A 14,831-nucleotide genomic window follows, 5' to 3' on the forward strand; every position below is an offset into this window, starting at 1 on the left:
CGAACTCAACAACCGCCCCCGCAAACGCCACGGCTTCCGCAGCCCCACCAAAATCCTCAATGAGATACTCACCCAGGCAAGCACTGTTGCAACCATCGCCTGAATCCGCCGCCCGAGAAGCCGCCGCCGGATCCACCTGATCTTGATCCGAAGGAATGGTGCGCGGGATTCGCGCGTTCGTCGCGGTGATGGGATCGACGAGGGAGACGCTCATGGGTGAGACAACGCTGCGCTGGAGCGCGGGCCTCGATGCCGAGCCGGCGCGGGCGGTGCGTGCACTGCTCGAGCGAGCCGGCGCGGCGGACGGTGTCGCACCGGTGTCCGAGCAGGCCGTACTCGCGCTGTCCGCGACCGATTCCGCAGCCGAACATCTGGTCGCGGTGCGTGACGGTGTCGTAGCCGGATACGCGAATCTCGTTCCCGCACATGGCGAACACCCCGTAATGGCGGAGGTTGCCGTCGATCCCGCTGCTCGCGGCCACGGTATCGGTGCGGAATTGGTCTCGGCCGCACTGGCGAAGGGCGGATCGGGTGCTCGGGTGTGGGCACACGGAAATAAGCCTGCCGCGCAGGCGCTCGCAACCCGACTCGGACTGCGCGTCGCACGGGAGTTGTGGCAGATGCGGCGGGCGCTGGCAACGCCGGAGCTACCGGAGTTGGTCGTTCCGGAAGGTATCGTGCTGCGGACCTACGAAGGCACCGCCGACGATGCCGAACTGTTGCGTGTCAATAACGTCGCCTTCGCCTGGCATCCGGAACAGGGCGGCTGGACCCAGCGCGATATCACGGTTCGGCACGAGGAGTCCTGGTTCGACCCGAAGGGGCTGTTCATCGCTGTGGATCCGGCCGATCCGGACCGCATACTCGGATTCCACTGGACCAAGGTGCATTACGAGAACAACCCACCGGTCGGCGAGGTCTACGTGGTCGGCATTGATTCGGCCGCGCAGGGGCGGGGACTCGGCCGCCTGCTGACCCTCGCGGGCCTGCGCTACCTGCGCGAACGTGGCCTGCCGGAGGTTCTGCTCTACACCGAGGCCGACAACACCGCGGCCGTGCGCACCTACACGCGACTCGGCTTCGAACGGTCACATGTCGATGTCGCGTATTCGGCCGCTGACTGAATAGCAAGCGGACCGCCGGGGTTGCTCGAGTAACACTGGGGCAAATGTCACACATAACGGGAGCAATCGCGCCGGGCTGTTCACCCTCCGTTCACCCAGCCTGGTCCAAATGTCAACCGAGCGACCTTACGTTACATAAGGGCGGCACCGTTGCCGCCTGGTGCGCAAGTTCCCCGCGAACGGCACCACGAAACCCGCCCGGGCCGGTGAGGGACCGGGCGTGTCGAACGCGATTCCCGGAGGAACAAGTGAACTTCAAGCGCAGCAGCGCCCTGATCGGTGTGCTGGCCGCCGTCGCCATGCCCCTGGCCGCCTGTGGCAGTGACGACAACACCTCTGCCACCGGCGATTCCGCTGCCAAGGTCGATGTCGCCTGTGGCGGTAAGAAGGCCCTCAAGGCCAGTGGTTCCTCGGCCCAGAAGAACGCCATGGACCGCTTCGTCGCCGCCTACGAGGCCAACTGCAGCGGCTCTACGCTGAACTACACCTCCAGTGGTTCCGGCGCCGGCGTCAACGAATTCCTCGGCGGCCAGACCGATTTCGCCGGTTCGGACTCGCCGCTGAGCGACAAGAAGGGTGAACCCGCCAAGGCACAGGAGCGCTGCGGCGCCCCGGCATGGAACCTGCCGACCGTCTTCGGCCCGATCGCCATCACCTACAACATCGACGGCGTGAGCGATCTGGTGCTCGACGGCCCGACCGCTGCCAAGGTGTTCAACGGCACCATCGCCACCTGGGATGCCCCGGAGATCAAGGCGCTGAACCCGAGCGCCAAGCTGCCCTCGGACAAGATCTCGGTGATCTTCCGCAGCGATGAGTCGGGCACCACCGACAACTTCCAGCTCTACCTCGACGCCGCCGCCGACGGCGCGTGGGGCAAGGGCGCGGGCAAGACCTTCAACGGCGGTGTCGGTGAGGGTGCCAAGGGCAACGAGGGCACCTCGGCCGCCATCAAGAGCACCAAGAACTCGATCACCTACAACGAGTGGTCCTTCGCCAAGGCGCAGAACCTGTCCATCGCGCAGGTCGTTACGTCGGCCTCCAAGGACCCGGTCAAGCTGACCCCGGAGTCCGCGGCCAAGGCCGTCGACAGCGTGAAGATCAAGGGTGAGGGCAACGACCTGGTGCTCGACACCTCGTCGTTCTACAAGCCCACCGCGGCCGGCGCATACCCGATCATCCTGCCGACCTACGAGATCGTCTGCTCGAAGTACGCCGACGCCGATACCGCCAAGGCGGTCAAGGCATTCCTGACTTCGGCCGTCAACAATGGCCAGAAGGGTCTGGACACCGCGGGCTACGTCGCGATCCCGGACAAGTTCAAGACCAAGCTGACCACCGCGATCAACGCCATTTCCTGATAGCTGCCACGCCATGACCGTGCACCCTGAGGTGACCGCCGCGGGCCAGTCGGACTCGACTGGCCCGCGGGCGGCTGGAGATACTGCCCCTATGTCGAGTGAACCGAGCACCGAACCGGCCTCACCGAAGGCCCGCCCCGGCCACAACCAGCGGGCCGAGGTCATCTTCCGGTCGCTTGCCACCGCGGCCGGTGCGACGGTCGTTGCGGCCATCGCACTGATCGCGCTATTCCTGCTGATCCGTGCGTGGCCCTCGATCATGGCGAACGAGGCGAACTTCTTCACCAGTAGCGAGTTCAACACCACCAGTGCCGATCACCTGCGCTTCGGCATCCGGGACCTGCTCATGGTCACGGTGCTGAGCTCGATACTCGCGCTGGTGATCGCGGTGCCCATCGGTGTGGGCATCGCACTGTTCCTGACCCACTATTCGCCGAAGTCGATGGCGCGTCCCTTCGCGATGCTCGTCGATCTGCTCGCGGCGGTGCCGTCGATCGTGTTCGGTCTCTGGGGCTTCCTGGTACTCGCGCCGCGGATCGAACCGGTCGAGACCTTCTTGAACGACAAGCTCGGCTGGTTCTTTCTGTTTTCCGACGGCAATGTGTCGATCTCCGGCGGCGGCACGATCTTCACCGCGGGCGTGGTGCTGGCGGTGATGATTCTGCCGATCATCACCTCGGTTTCCCGCGAGGTCTTCAACCTGACGCCCGTCTCGCATATCGAGGCCGCGCAGGCACTCGGCGCGACCAAATGGGAGATGGTCCGGATGACGGTGCTGCCATACGGCCGCAGCGGTGTGATCGCCGGTTCCATGCTCGGCCTGGGCCGCGCGCTCGGTGAGACGATCGCGGTATTGGTCATCCTGCGCACCTCGGCACAGGCCGGTCACTGGTCGCTGTTCGACGGCGGCTACACCTTCGCCTCCAAAATCGCCGCCGCCGCTTCGGAATTCAGTCAGCCGCTGCCGACCGGCGCCTACATCGCGGCCGGCTTCGTGCTGTTCGCGCTGACCTTCATCGTCAACGCGCTGGCGCGGCTCGTATCCGGTGGAAGGGTGAACGGGTAATGACCACCACGACGACTTTCGACAAGCCGGTCAAGGCGCCCACTTTCCGGCATGTGAGCACGGCCCGCCGAGTCAAGAACAGCCTCGCGACCGGAGTGGTCTGGGCGTGCTTCGCCATCGCGCTCGTGCCACTGATCTGGGTGCTGTTCATGGTGGTGTCGAAGGGCCTCGAGTCCGTCGTCTCGCCGGACTGGTGGCAGAAATCGCAGAAGGGCATCCTGCCGGACCAGTCCGGTGGCGGTGTGTACCACGCGATCTACGGCACGATCGTGCAGACTCTCGTCGCCGCCGTCCTCGCGGTGCCGCTGGGCATCATGGCCGCGGTGTACCTGGTCGAATACGGGCGTGGCGTGCTGGCCAAGGTCACCACCTTCATGGTCGACATCCTCGCTGGTGTCCCGTCGATCGTCGCGGCGCTGTTCATCTTCGCGCTGTGGATCGCGACCATGGGCTTCCCACAGAGTTCGCTTGCGGTATCGCTGGCGCTGGTTCTGCTCATGCTCCCGGTGGTGATTCGCAGCACCGAGGAAATGCTGAAACTGGTTCCCGACGAGCTGCGCGAGGCGTCCTACGCGCTCGGAATTCCCAAGTGGAAGACCATCGTTCGGATCGTGGTGCCGACCGCGGCGCCCGGCATGATCAGCGGCATCCTGCTCTCGCTCGCCCGGGTCATGGGTGAGACCGCGCCGGTGCTGGTGCTTGTCGGCTACAGCAAGTCGATCAATACCAACCTGTTCGACGGCAATATGGCGTCGTTGCCGCTGCTGATCTACCAGGAGTTGGCGAACCCGGAACCGGCCGGCCGAGCCCGGGTGTGGGGCGCGGCATTGACACTGATCCTGCTGATCGCCCTGCTGTACGCGGCGGCCGCGGTCGTCAACAAGCTGCTCACGCGGAACCGATAGAAGCGAACGGAAAAATGGCCAAGCGGATCGATGTCAAAGACCTGAATATCTACTACGGCAAATTCCATGCGGTTGCCGATGTCAAGCTGTCGGTACTGCCGCGCAGCGTGACCGCCTTCATCGGCCCGTCGGGTTGCGGTAAGTCCACCGTGCTGCGTTCGCTCAACCGGATGCACGAGGTGACCCCGAGTGCCCGCGTCGATGGCGCGGTGCTGCTGGACGGCGAGGACATCTACGGCTCCACCGTCGATCCGGTCGGCGTGCGCCGCACCATCGGCATGGTGTTCCAGCGTCCGAACCCGTTCCCCACCATGTCGATTCGCGACAATGTGGTGGCCGGACTGAAGCTGCAGGGTGTGCGCAACAAGAAGGAGCTCGACGAGGTCGCCGAGCGTTCGTTGCGCGGCGCCAACCTGTGGAACGAGGTCAAAGACCGGCTGGACAAGCCGGGCGGCGGCCTCTCCGGCGGTCAGCAGCAGCGTCTGTGCATCGCGCGCGCCATCGCGGTATCGCCGGATGTGCTGCTGATGGACGAGCCGTGTTCGGCACTGGACCCGATCTCCACCTTGGCGATCGAGGACCTGATCACCGAGCTGAAGAAGGAATTCACCATCGTCATCGTCACGCACAATATGCAGCAGGCCGCGCGCGTGAGTGACCAGACCGGCTTCTTCAACCTGGAGGCGCAGGGCAAGCCGGGCAAGCTGATCGAGATCGACGATACCGAGAAGATCTTCTCCAACCCGGGGCAGAAGGCGACGGAGGACTACATCTCCGGTCGCTTCGGATAAGCGGCAAACCAAAAGGCCCGCACTAAGGTGCGGGCCTTTTGCTATGTCGGACACCGCTATTCGTGGCCGCCGGGGCGCGTGACCGAGCCCCGGCGCGCCGGTGCGTGCCGTGTTTCGTTGTCCGGCAGGGTAACTCGACTACAGCTCGACGTCGGGATCCGGCGGCAGCTCACCGGTTACCAGGAAGATCACCCGGCGGCCGATCTCCACGGCATGGTCGGCGAAGCGCTCGTAGTAGCGGCCGAGCAGCGTGACATCGACGGCCGCGGCGACGCCGTACTTCCAGTCGCGATCCATCAGCAACGTGAACAGGTGACGGTGCAGATCGTCCATTGCCTCGTCGTCATCGTTGAGCTGCGCGGCGCGCTCCGGATCGCGGGACTCGAGCACCTCCCTGGCGCCGGCACCCATATTCACCGCTACTCGGCCCATTTCCGCGAAGTAGCCATTCACCGCCTCGGGTAGCGCGTGGTTGGGGTGGCGCCGCCGGGTCACCTTGGCCACGTGCAGCGCCAGCGCGCCCATCCGGTTGACGTCCTGGACGATCTGGATCGCGCTCACCACCTGCCGCAGGTCGCCCGCCACCGGCGCCTGCAGCGCAAGCAGGGCAAACGCCTTCTCCTCGGCATCGGTGATCATTTCGGCGATCCGGTCGCCCTCGCCGATCACCGCTTCAGCCAGAGTGAGATCGGCCTGGAGCAGAGACTGGGTGGCCCGTTCCATCGCCGAACCCGCCAGACCGGCCATCTCGCCCAGCAGGTGGGCAAGGTCGGCCATTTGCTCGTTGTAGATGACACGCATGAAAAGAGACATTAGTGCCAGGTGCTGACCTAGTCACCAACACTGGGTTAATGGGCGGTGCCGAACGTTAGCGAGAACGTTGCCCCAGCTCACGGCCTTCCCTACTTGCAGGTTTCGTCCGCGGCGTTGACGTGCTCCAGGTCCGAGGGCAGTGTGACCGGTTCCGCACTCGCCACGGTGACCGAGACGTTCGAGATCGAATCGCCGACCGGTGTGGGAGTGCGAATGGTCGGGTTATCGGCACCGATCACGACCTCGATGATGCCACCGAGACTGTTCGACTGCTCCATCGACGCTCCGGGCAGCGAACTGGCCACCGTGGCCGCCTCGGCCTCATGGCCGGGCGCGAAGCGCACCTTGGTGGCGACCTCGGTATTCCCGCCCGAGTAATTGCCTGTGTTGTAGATCTGGAAGCCCTGATTGCCGAGCTTGGTCGCCGCCTTGTTGGCCGCGCCGGGTGTGTCCGAACCATTGGAGACCAGCAGCGATACCGAACTCGGATCGACCGCGGTCAGCTTCGGTGGCGCCGGCTGGGACGACGGGATCGAACCGGGGGCCGGGGTCGACTTCTTCTCGCCGGGCAGCGGCTGGTCATCGATGACGGCGCGGAAGATCGCTTTGATATCCGAATCGCGCGGGATCTCGTTGCCGTAGGAGGTGGTGCCCGCGGTCGGGATGGTTAAGAAGGTGACCGCGCCCGCGTCGACCTTCTGCAGCGAGCGGCCCAGGGTCAGCAGGTCGGTCGGTTGCACCTTGTCGACGAAGGTGTGGCTGGTGAACGCGGAGATGAAACCGTTCAACTTGCCGGGATCGAAGAGCACCCGGCTCGACAGCGCACCGCGCAGCAGCGAGGCCAGGAAGCGCTGCTGCCGGTTGATCCGGTCGTAGTCGCTGCGTTCCTCGCCGTAGACGTGCCTGGCGCGCACATAGTTGAGTGCGGTCTCGCCATTGATGTGCTGGTGGCCCGGATTCTCCAGCACGGTGCCGAGAATGCCATCGATGATCGGCTTCGGCGTACAGACATCGACGCCGCCGACCTGATCGACCATTGCCTCGAATCCGGCGAAGTCGATGCCGATGAAGTGTCCGATGCTCAGACCCGTCATCTTGCGGATCACATTGACCAGACATTTCGGTCCGGCGAGCGCGTACACGGCATTGAGCTTGTCGCCCATGGCCGCGGGGAAGACCTCGTTGGTGTACTCGGCCTTGTCGTTGTCCCAGCCGTTGCACTGCGGACGGCTGACATCGAGGTCGCGGGGGAACGAGACCACCACGACGCGCGAGCGGTTCTTGGGGATGTTCACCAGCATGACGGTGTCGGCGCGAGAGCCCTCGGCATCGTCCAGGGTGCCGGCGCCGACCTGGCCGTTGACGCCCGCACGAGTGTCGGTGCCGACGAGGAGGAAATTCTCGTCGCCGAGTTGGGCGCCGGAGTCGAGGACGTCTTCGGGATGGTCGTCGAGTGCGGAGACCTGAGTGAAGCCATTGGCGGTCGAGCGTAGATAGCTCCAGCCGCCGCCGGTGACCAGCAGGGCGACCACCGCACAGATTGTCAGGCTGGCGCGTCCAGCAACCTGCAGCCGCTTATTGCGGCGTTGTTTACTCGCGGCGAGCCGGGACAGGCCGACGCGGGTGGATGCGGTTGCGGTTGTCGGCTCATCCGGATCGGTGGTCGGCCAGCCGATGGCGCGCTTCTTGGGGCGCGGAGTTTCCTCGACCGGGGGGATTACGTCGGTGACGACCTCGGGGGGTTCTTTCGCGGAAACTGTCGATGCGCGGCGTTTCCCGGTGCGTGCGGTTGTCGGGGTGCCCGCGATGTCGTCGACGACCGCGGAGGCCGCCGAACGGCGGGTGGCGTCGGCCTTGGCGGCTGGAGTGGCAGTCGTACGGGGTGCGTCGGTTTTGCGGGCGGCTGGGGTGCTCGAGGTACGGGGTGCGTCGGTTTTGCGGGCGGCCGGGTTGCTCGACGTGCGGGGTGCGTCGGTTTTGCGGGCGGCCGGGTTGCCCGACGTGCGAGGTGCCCCGTCGTTGCGTCCGGTGGGCATGGCCGATGTACGCGGTGCGTCGGCTTTGCGTCCGGCTGGCGTGGCCGAGGTGCGAGGCGCGTCGCCGTTACGTCCGGAAGGCATGGCGGAGGTCCGGGGCGGTGCGTCCGCTTGGCGCGCCGCTGGAGCGCTCGATTTGCGCGGCGGGGTGTCGGCTTGGCGTGCGGAGGCTTCGGGCGGCTGCGGGGCAGCCCGGTTCGCATGCGTGGGCGGTGCGTCCGGTGGCGTGGACCGACGTCTGCGCCCGCTGCGTTCGTTGTCGACCTTCTGGACCAGGTCCTGAACCGTCAGCGGTGCCGAGCCGGAATCAGGATCGTTATGTCGGGCTCTGCGTGAGGACCGTGCACCGTCGCGTTCGGTGTAATCCGCCGTGGGATAGCGCTCCCACGGGGCGCGACCTCCGGGCCGTGGCGACTGCCCGTGCCGATCGTCACCCACCAACGAACCTCGCTTTTCGTCTCCGCTGCCGTTTCGGCCGCTTTCGACCGGCATGACCGATTCCGCCAATGATAACGATTCCGCCACGGCGAGCCAGCCCAGTGCGAAATCGGCGAGCCGAGGTTGTGTCGCACATCTGGATGTGTGCTGGTCGGAGGGTTTCTGACGATCGGATGACAGTGCGAATGCACGTACAGATCGCCTGCGGGTCGCTCGAAACGATCAACCGCCGCTGTGCATCAGATCCGCACCCGCGGGGACGGCCGGATCATCGGGATCGTCGAGCCAGCCGTGCGGTAGCGCCACCTTGCCCGGCGAACCCTGGCGCCCGCGCGGGCCCTCGGCGTCACGGGGGAAGGGCGCCTTCGGGTCGAGTTCGCCGATGAGGTCCTGCAATTGGGTGAGGCTCGACACGGTGGCGAACGAGCGGCGCAGGTCCGCGCCGACCGGGAAGCCCATCAGATACCAGGCCATATGTTTGCGCAGATCGCGCATGGCCTTGTCCTCGCCCAGGTGTTCGGCGAGCAGGGCGCCGTGCCGGTACAGCACCTCGCCGACGCGTCCGAGATTCGGTGCCTCGGGCAGCGCCTCGCCCCGCAGTGCCGCCTGCAATTCGGCGAACAGCCACGGGCGGCCGAGGCAGCCGCGCCCGACAACGACTCCGTCGCAACCGGTTTCGTCCATCATCCGAACCGCGTCGGCCGCCGAGAAGATATCGCCGTTGCCGAGCACCGGGATCGTCGTGACGGCCTCCTTGAGCCGGGCGATCGCCGTCCAGTCGGCCTGGCCCGAATACCGCTGTGCGGCGGTGCGGGCGTGCAATGCGACGGCCTTGGCGCCCTCGGCCTCGGCGATGCGGCCGGCGTCCAAGTAGGTGAGGTGGTTGTCGTCGATGCCGATGCGGAACTTCACTGTCACCGGAACACCGGCCGGTTCGGCGCCGGAAACCATCGCCTTGACGATCTTGCTGAACAGTGCGCGCTTGTACGGCAGCGCCGCGCCGCCACCCAGTCGAGTGACCTTCGGCACCGGGCAGCCGAGATTGAGGTCGATGTGATCGGCCCAGCCTTCGCCGACAATGATCCGCACGGCCTCGCCGAGTGTGGCGGGATCCACACCGTAGAGCTGCATCGAGCGCGGATGCTCGTCCGCGTCGAAGGACATCATGTGCAGCGTCTTCTCATTGCGCTCGACCACCGCCCGCGCGGTGATCATCTCGCACACATAGATCGAGGTGGAGCTACCGAACTCCCGGCACAACTTCCGAAACGCCAGGTTGGTGATGCCCGCCATCGGCGCGAGCACCACCGCCGGATCGACCGGATACGGCCCGATCCGCAGCATGCTCTTGGCCTCAGCAGTAATCGTCACGCCCACCAGTGTCTCATCAGCGGTACTGCGCCCTGTTCGGCCCTCGCCGTGATTCCGGTTTTGGAAGTAGGAAGATTTTTCCTGTGTGCTCTGCCCGGTCAGCTTCCCGAAGGCGCGTCCATCCCAGGCTGCGAAGCGACGATGTGCGACGTCCCCGCCGCGCGCTTCCGGGTTCGACAACCGGTTTACGAACTCGGCCGCATACGCTTGCGCTGGGACGTATGCGTCGTACTCCGGATCCTGGACCTCATCTGCCGCGTTCGCGTCCCCACTCGTGCGGAAAGTCGCAGTGGCACTGCGGAATTCGTCAACGATCGACCATGGTCCCGGTCAACGTGAATTCGGCAGCACGGTAAGGCTTTCGAATTACTGGTCGCGGAGTCTGCGGTGGTAGATCTCGCGTACGGCCGCGTCGGGATGGGCGTAAGCCGTTGTGGCGCCGGTTAATTTGGCGACACCCAGCTGGGCGCGGTAGGGCAGCAGTTGGGCTGACTTGATGATGGCGGCGAGGCGGCGAGGCACTGTCACCAGTGGTTTGTCCTGCTGTACCGACTTCACGATCGCCTGCGCGACGTCCTCCGGATCCACCGTGGTCAGCGGTGTAATCCAAGCCGGCATATCGGCACCGGCGGACAATTCGGTGCGCACGATGCCGGGCAGCACCGCGCCGACATGTATGCCGTGCTCCTTCATCTCCAGATGCAGCGCCGAGGTGAACCCGACCACCGCGTGCTTGGTCGCACAGTAGGTGGCCAGCCCTGGAAAGCCCTGTGTCCCAGCCAAAGACGCGATATTGATGAGATGTCCGCTGCCGCGGTCCATGAATCGCCCGACGGCCAGGCGCGATCCGTGGATGACGCCGTTGAGGTTGATATCGATGATCCGCTCGGTCATCGCCTCGTCCTCGTCGGCGAATAATCCGGTCGGCATGATGCCCGCATTGTTGACCAGCACATCCAGCGGGCCGAGTTCCTTGTCCACGCTGTCGAGGAAGGCGGCGAAGGAAGCCTTGTCCGTGACGTTCAGCGGTAGGCCGATGATCTTGGCCTCCGGGTCCGCGCCCAACTCCGCCGCCGTCTTGGCCACCAGTTCGACATCGATATCGCCGATCGCGACCGCGGCCCCCGCCGCGAGAAATGCCTCGGCGCTCGCGCGTCCGATACCGCGCGCGCCTCCGGTGATCGCGACAACCTTGCCGGTGAGCGCCCCGTCGCCCTTCGATGTGCTGGACATTTCCTCGGCCTCCTGCGGTCCTGTGAGTATGGCCGGTCAGCGCGGCGCGCCGTCGGCGGCAATACCACCAGTGTCGAGGTTCGCGCCCGGATCGTCGGCGGATTCGGAATCGGGCCCGAGATGATTGCCCGGCTCGGCGCCCCAGCGCCGAGGGCACTTCGACCGTCTCAGACGGCCTCAGTAGCCTGTTTCTCGCGGGTATCGCCCGCGACCACCAGGCTCATCGGAGAGAGCGAATGACGGAACGGATCGAGGGCACCGCAGCAGGCGGACACGACGGCTCCGGCGTGGAGCTGGGTAAGGCTGCCGAGGCGAAGGCTGCCGAGGCGAAGGCCTCCGAGACGAAGGCCGACAAGTCCGGACAGCCGTCGGATCGGAAGTCGGGAACCGTGTCGATTCGCATCTCCACCGTCGTCCGCGGCGCGGTAATCGGCGCATTGGTGATCGCGGTCGCCGTGCTGAGCGGTTTTCTCGTCTCGGCCCGCGGTGATCTCGCCGATCGAAAAGATCGAGAAGCCGCGGATAAGAAGGCCGAGCAGGTGGCCACCGAATACGCGGTCGGCGCGGCCACCGTCAATTATCAGGACATACCGTCATGGATGGCCGAGCTGAAGGCGAATACCGTTGCGCAACTGGCGAATAAGTTCGATGCGACCGCGCCCGAGCTCGAACAGATTCTGGTTCCGTTGAAGTGGACCTCCACCGCCGCGCCGATTACCGCAAAGGTGATGTCGGAGCAAGGCGGTACTACAAAGTCGATGTGTTCGTAAATGGGAGTTCGACGAATGCGCAGAGTCCGGAGGGCGCGCAGACAACAGTGACCTACAACGTCACGCTGGATAAGAGCTCGGACTGGAAGATCACCGATGTGGGCGGTGTCGACGGCGCACTGCCGGTGAAGTAGCGCCGCGAGGAGTTTCGACGGTTGAATCTATAAGTTCGCCACCGAGATCGGCGTTGCCGAACATAAACGCGCCGCCGCCGGAGAAATCCGGCGGCGGCGCGCTCAGGTTTGCGGGGTCGAGATCAGCCAGCGATACCGGCGAGCTCGCGCTTCTTCGCCTCGCGGGCGAGCATGCGGTCGCGCTGCTCTTCGAACTTGATGACGTCCTGGCTCAGCTTCTCCAGGAACAGTCCCAGCCGTTCGCGCACGGCGTCGCCGCGTGCGGTGAAATCGGTGCGTTCGAAGATGTTCCACTTCTTGAGCACAGGCTGCACCACCTCTTCGAGGTGCTGGCGCAGGTCGTAGATGCCGTGCTTGGCCATCAGTACCCCGTTGCGGCGGAAGTTGGGCATGCCGGCGCCGGGCATCTGGAAGTTCTCCAGGATCAGCGTGATCGCCTCGATCGCCTGGTCGGGGGACAGATCCAGGGCCGCGCCGCACATGTTGCGGTAGAAGATCATGTGCAGGTTCTCGTCGGCCGCGACGCGCTGCAGCATGCGGTCGGCGATCGGGTCGTCACAGACCCGGCCGGTATTGCGGTGGCTGACCCGGGTGGCCAGCTCTTGGAAGGTCACGTACGCGACCGAGTGCAGGAAGCCCGCATCGGCCTCGGTCGGCGAAGCGAATCCATTGGTCATGTGGACCATGCGCGCCTCTTCGAGCGCGACGGGATCGACGCCACGGGTCACCACGAGGTAGTCGCGCATGACGATGCCGTGGCGGTTCTCCTCGGCGGTCCAGCGGCCCACCCAGGTGCCCCAGGCGCCGTCCTGCGAGAAGTTCTCGGCGATCTCGCGGTGGTAGGAGGGCAGATTGTCTTCGGTGAGCAGATTCGTGATCATGGCCGCCTTCGCGACCTCGTTCAGTCGGGACTGCTCAGGGTCCCAGTCGACCCCGCCGAGTGCCGCGAAGTTGCGGCCCTCATCCCACGGGACATAGTCGTGCGGATGCCATTCCTTTGCCAGGGAGAGGTGCCGGTTGACGTTTTCTTCGGCAACCGGCTCCAACTCCGTGAGCAGCTCGAGTTGAGTCAGATCCCTTGCCATATACAAGCCCTTCATGTGTGTGCTCTTGCTGGTCAGTTCCCCGGGGTAGACCGTGTGCCGATGCGGCCATACCTTACGGCACCGTAGGTGTGATGCGAAACGCATCTGGCTGACAAATAAGACCTCGTGATAGAGGTCATATGCCGACGTCGGCGTTCGACAACCACACCGAGTGTAGGGGCTCGGCCCGCAGCAAGGGGTCTATCGCTAGGGGCCGAGAGTCGTTAGCCCAACGTGCTGTAACGCACAAAGCCGCAGGTATCGCCATCGCGATCGTTCAGCGCTCTTCGCCGAAGAGTCCGTCGAGGCGATTCCGGAGTGCACCACCTGCGCTCTCGGCCAACGCTTCTCCGATCGCGCCGTCGATGCCACCTGGACTCTTGCCGCTGCCGCCGAGCAGACCGCCGAGTATGTCCGCGCTGCCGCCGCCGAACTGCGTCTGTGGTGTGCGCCACTGCTCACCGGATAGGCCATCGCGATCGAGCCGGCGGAAACTTGGCGACCAGATCGTTGCCGCCGGTGCTCTCCATCGGACCGAGCGTTGATCCAGCGCGCCGACCGTCGAGGCCGCACGACCGGGCCGGTAATCCGCCGAGGAATGTCGGCAATGCCGCCTTCAGCGCATTCGTGGTGCTGGCTTGGTCGATTTGTCGGCGATCTGTCCGATGGGAACCCCGAGAGCAAATCAGCGAGGGAAGTCACTTGTTGCCGAGGGATACCCGGTGGGCGGGGTCGCGTTCGCGGTATCAGAAAGCCAGCGGTGGAATGTGATGTTTCATGGCCGCAGCCGATGCGGGTCGCGAGTTCGGAAGGACCGGAAATGACTCAGGCGTCCGGTATGGAAACCGGACGCCTGACAAGGTGCCCCCAGTAGGGCTCGAACCTACGACCTGCGGATTAAAAGTCCGTAGCTCTACCAACTGAGCTATAGGGGCGCGGATGGACAGTGTAGTGGGCCCGGCGCGGATCGAGTAACCGGGGGCGGGGCGCGTCGGTCGGAAGCTTGCTTCGGTTCGCTCGGGGTTGTCGGGTGCCGGTGCCGAGTCGCGCTGGCGCGCCGGGTAACACGATGCCCGCAGGCAGCGATGCTGCCGGTAAACATTTGGTACCCAGCTTTGTTCATTCCTACCGTGCCGGGCTACCATCCAATCATGTTGCGTACCAATCTCTTTGGATTTGCGGGAGGTGTAGGGTCAGTGCTCGGGGGGACGCAGCGAGGCGGCTGGCCGGTGTCGCGCGGTCGGCGCCGTGGTGACCGGGCCGCTGGTCGGCTCGGATGAACAATGCTGCGTCGCTGTCGAATTCGGAAATCCGAGGCATCACTTTGCTCGATTGCGTGAAGTTTGCCGTAACAGATATCCGGGTGTTTGGGCCGCTGGAGTCTACGGTTTGCCGCGTGTCGGATGGTGTTTCCGGGTACCGTGACGCCTTGGTGAATTACGGAAGAATCGTCGACTTACCCGGCGATCCGGAATTCGGCTTATCGTTGGTGTGCCCGAACGTGTCGCGGCCGGTACGACCGAACGCGACTTCCTACGAGTCGACGCCGGGGGAGGCAGATCCGAGACGAAGTAATGCCCAGGTGCGCACCCCCTGCGGCGCACCTGGGCAAGAAAACTATACCAGCTGGTGTGTTTCAGGATTTTCGCAAGTTTTCGTACCGAAAGTTTGAAACGGGGCGAAATCCCGGTTTGAAGTATTGAT

At 65.0% G+C, this 14,831-nt stretch carries 13 protein-coding genes and 1 tRNA gene; 7 read left to right on the plus strand and 7 right to left on the minus strand.

Annotation, left to right across the window (positions count from 1 at the left end; translation table 11 throughout):
- On the minus strand, window positions 1–214 hold a 214-nt coding region (locus tag ACIBJI_RS16625), incomplete at its 3' end, for a hypothetical protein (protein ID WP_397084763.1).
- Between ACIBJI_RS16625 and mshD the strand changes: the two genes are divergently transcribed.
- The 5 genes from mshD (at window position 213) to pstB (ending at window position 5,247) form a co-directional block, all read left to right on the plus strand.
- Complete coding sequence (gene mshD, locus ACIBJI_RS16630) at window positions 213–1,124, plus strand: mycothiol synthase (protein ID WP_397084765.1); 912 nt, start codon at window positions 213–215, stop codon at window positions 1,122–1,124. The genes ACIBJI_RS16625 and mshD overlap by 2 nt on opposite strands.
- A 248-nt stretch (window positions 1,125–1,372) precedes the next feature.
- Window positions 1,373–2,485, plus strand: a complete 1,113-nt coding sequence (gene pstS / locus ACIBJI_RS16635; protein WP_364347022.1) for a phosphate ABC transporter substrate-binding protein PstS — start codon at window positions 1,373–1,375, stop codon at window positions 2,483–2,485.
- A 91-nt stretch (window positions 2,486–2,576) separates the two neighbouring features.
- Complete coding sequence (gene pstC / locus ACIBJI_RS16640; RefSeq protein WP_364347024.1) at window positions 2,577–3,551, plus strand: phosphate ABC transporter permease subunit PstC; 975 nt, start codon at window positions 2,577–2,579, stop codon at window positions 3,549–3,551.
- Window positions 3,551–4,456, plus strand: coding sequence for a phosphate ABC transporter permease PstA (gene pstA, locus ACIBJI_RS16645; protein ID WP_364347026.1), 906 nt, complete (start codon window positions 3,551–3,553; stop codon window positions 4,454–4,456). Before pstC ends, pstA begins: the two co-directional genes overlap by 1 nt.
- 14 nt (window positions 4,457–4,470) lie before the next feature.
- Window positions 4,471–5,247: a phosphate ABC transporter ATP-binding protein PstB gene (gene pstB, locus ACIBJI_RS16650; RefSeq protein ID WP_364347028.1), complete on the plus strand. Its 777-nt coding sequence runs from the start codon at window positions 4,471–4,473 to the stop codon at window positions 5,245–5,247.
- A 138-nt stretch (window positions 5,248–5,385) separates the two neighbouring features.
- Here pstB and phoU read toward each other — a convergent pair whose 3' ends face one another.
- The 4 genes from phoU to ACIBJI_RS16670 form a co-directional block, all read right to left on the minus strand.
- Window positions 5,386–6,048: a phosphate signaling complex protein PhoU gene (gene phoU, locus ACIBJI_RS16655; protein ID WP_364347030.1), complete on the minus strand. Its 663-nt coding sequence runs from the start codon at window positions 6,046–6,048 to the stop codon at window positions 5,386–5,388.
- A 101-nt stretch (window positions 6,049–6,149) separates the two neighbouring features.
- Window positions 6,150–8,534, minus strand: a complete 2,385-nt coding sequence (locus ACIBJI_RS16660; protein ID WP_397084767.1) for an LCP family protein — start codon at window positions 8,532–8,534, stop codon at window positions 6,150–6,152.
- Between the two features lie 222 nt (window positions 8,535–8,756).
- Window positions 8,757–9,878: a tRNA dihydrouridine synthase DusB gene (gene dusB / locus ACIBJI_RS16665; protein WP_364347361.1), complete on the minus strand. Its 1,122-nt coding sequence runs from the start codon at window positions 9,876–9,878 to the stop codon at window positions 8,757–8,759.
- A gap of 393 nt (window positions 9,879–10,271) precedes the next feature.
- The gene (locus ACIBJI_RS16670; RefSeq protein ID WP_364347034.1) at window positions 10,272–11,138 is read right to left on the minus strand and encodes an SDR family oxidoreductase; all 867 of its coding nucleotides are present in this window, start codon (window positions 11,136–11,138) and stop codon (window positions 10,272–10,274) included.
- 236 nt (window positions 11,139–11,374) lie between these two features.
- On the opposite strand from ACIBJI_RS16670, the gene ACIBJI_RS16675 reads away from it, so the two are divergent.
- Together ACIBJI_RS16675 and ACIBJI_RS16680 are read left to right on the plus strand one after the other, a co-directional pair.
- A complete protein-coding gene (locus ACIBJI_RS16675; RefSeq protein WP_364347036.1) occupies window positions 11,375–11,908 on the plus strand; it encodes a hypothetical protein in 534 nt (177 codons plus the stop codon).
- Window positions 11,899–12,042: a hypothetical protein gene (locus tag ACIBJI_RS16680; RefSeq protein ID WP_364347038.1), complete on the plus strand. Its 144-nt coding sequence runs from the start codon at window positions 11,899–11,901 to the stop codon at window positions 12,040–12,042. Before ACIBJI_RS16675 ends, ACIBJI_RS16680 begins: the two co-directional genes overlap by 10 nt.
- Before the next feature lie 122 nt (window positions 12,043–12,164).
- On the opposite strand, the gene ACIBJI_RS16685 is transcribed toward ACIBJI_RS16680, so the two are convergent.
- Together ACIBJI_RS16685 and ACIBJI_RS16690 are read right to left on the minus strand one after the other, a co-directional pair.
- The gene (locus ACIBJI_RS16685) at window positions 12,165–13,127 is read right to left on the minus strand and encodes an acyl-ACP desaturase (RefSeq protein ID WP_364347040.1); all 963 of its coding nucleotides are present in this window, start codon (window positions 13,125–13,127) and stop codon (window positions 12,165–12,167) included.
- Between the two features lie 862 nt (window positions 13,128–13,989).
- Window positions 13,990–14,062 (minus strand) — tRNA-Lys (locus tag ACIBJI_RS16690).
- Window positions 14,063–14,831 lie beyond the last annotated feature (769 nt).

Source organism: Nocardia sp. NPDC050408, from assembly GCF_044458905.1.
GTDB lineage: Bacteria > Actinomycetota > Actinomycetes > Mycobacteriales > Mycobacteriaceae > Nocardia.

What these genes read in the sequence shown, in the direction of transcription:
- mshD (WP_397084765.1), top strand. Translation starts at nt 213, where the DNA reads ATGGGTGAGACAACGCTGCGCTGGAGCGCGGGCCTCGATGCCGAGCCG.
- pstC (WP_364347024.1), top strand. Translation starts at nt 2,577, where the DNA reads ATGTCGAGTGAACCGAGCACCGAACCGGCCTCACCGAAGGCCCGCCCC.
- pstA (WP_364347026.1), top strand. Translation starts at nt 3,551, where the DNA reads ATGACCACCACGACGACTTTCGACAAGCCGGTCAAGGCGCCCACTTTC.
- pstB (WP_364347028.1), top strand. Translation starts at nt 4,471, where the DNA reads ATGGCCAAGCGGATCGATGTCAAAGACCTGAATATCTACTACGGCAAA.
- phoU (WP_364347030.1), bottom strand. Translation starts at nt 6,048, where the DNA reads ATGCGTGTCATCTACAACGAGCAAATGGCCGACCTTGCCCACCTGCTG.
- dusB (WP_364347361.1), bottom strand. Translation starts at nt 9,878, where the DNA reads ATGCTGCGGATCGGGCCGTATCCGGTCGATCCGGCGGTGGTGCTCGCG.
- ACIBJI_RS16670 (WP_364347034.1), bottom strand. Translation starts at nt 11,138, where the DNA reads ATGTCCAGCACATCGAAGGGCGACGGGGCGCTCACCGGCAAGGTTGTC.
- ACIBJI_RS16675 (WP_364347036.1), top strand. Translation starts at nt 11,375, where the DNA reads ATGACGGAACGGATCGAGGGCACCGCAGCAGGCGGACACGACGGCTCC.
- ACIBJI_RS16685 (WP_364347040.1), bottom strand. Translation starts at nt 13,127, where the DNA reads ATGGCAAGGGATCTGACTCAACTCGAGCTGCTCACGGAGTTGGAGCCG.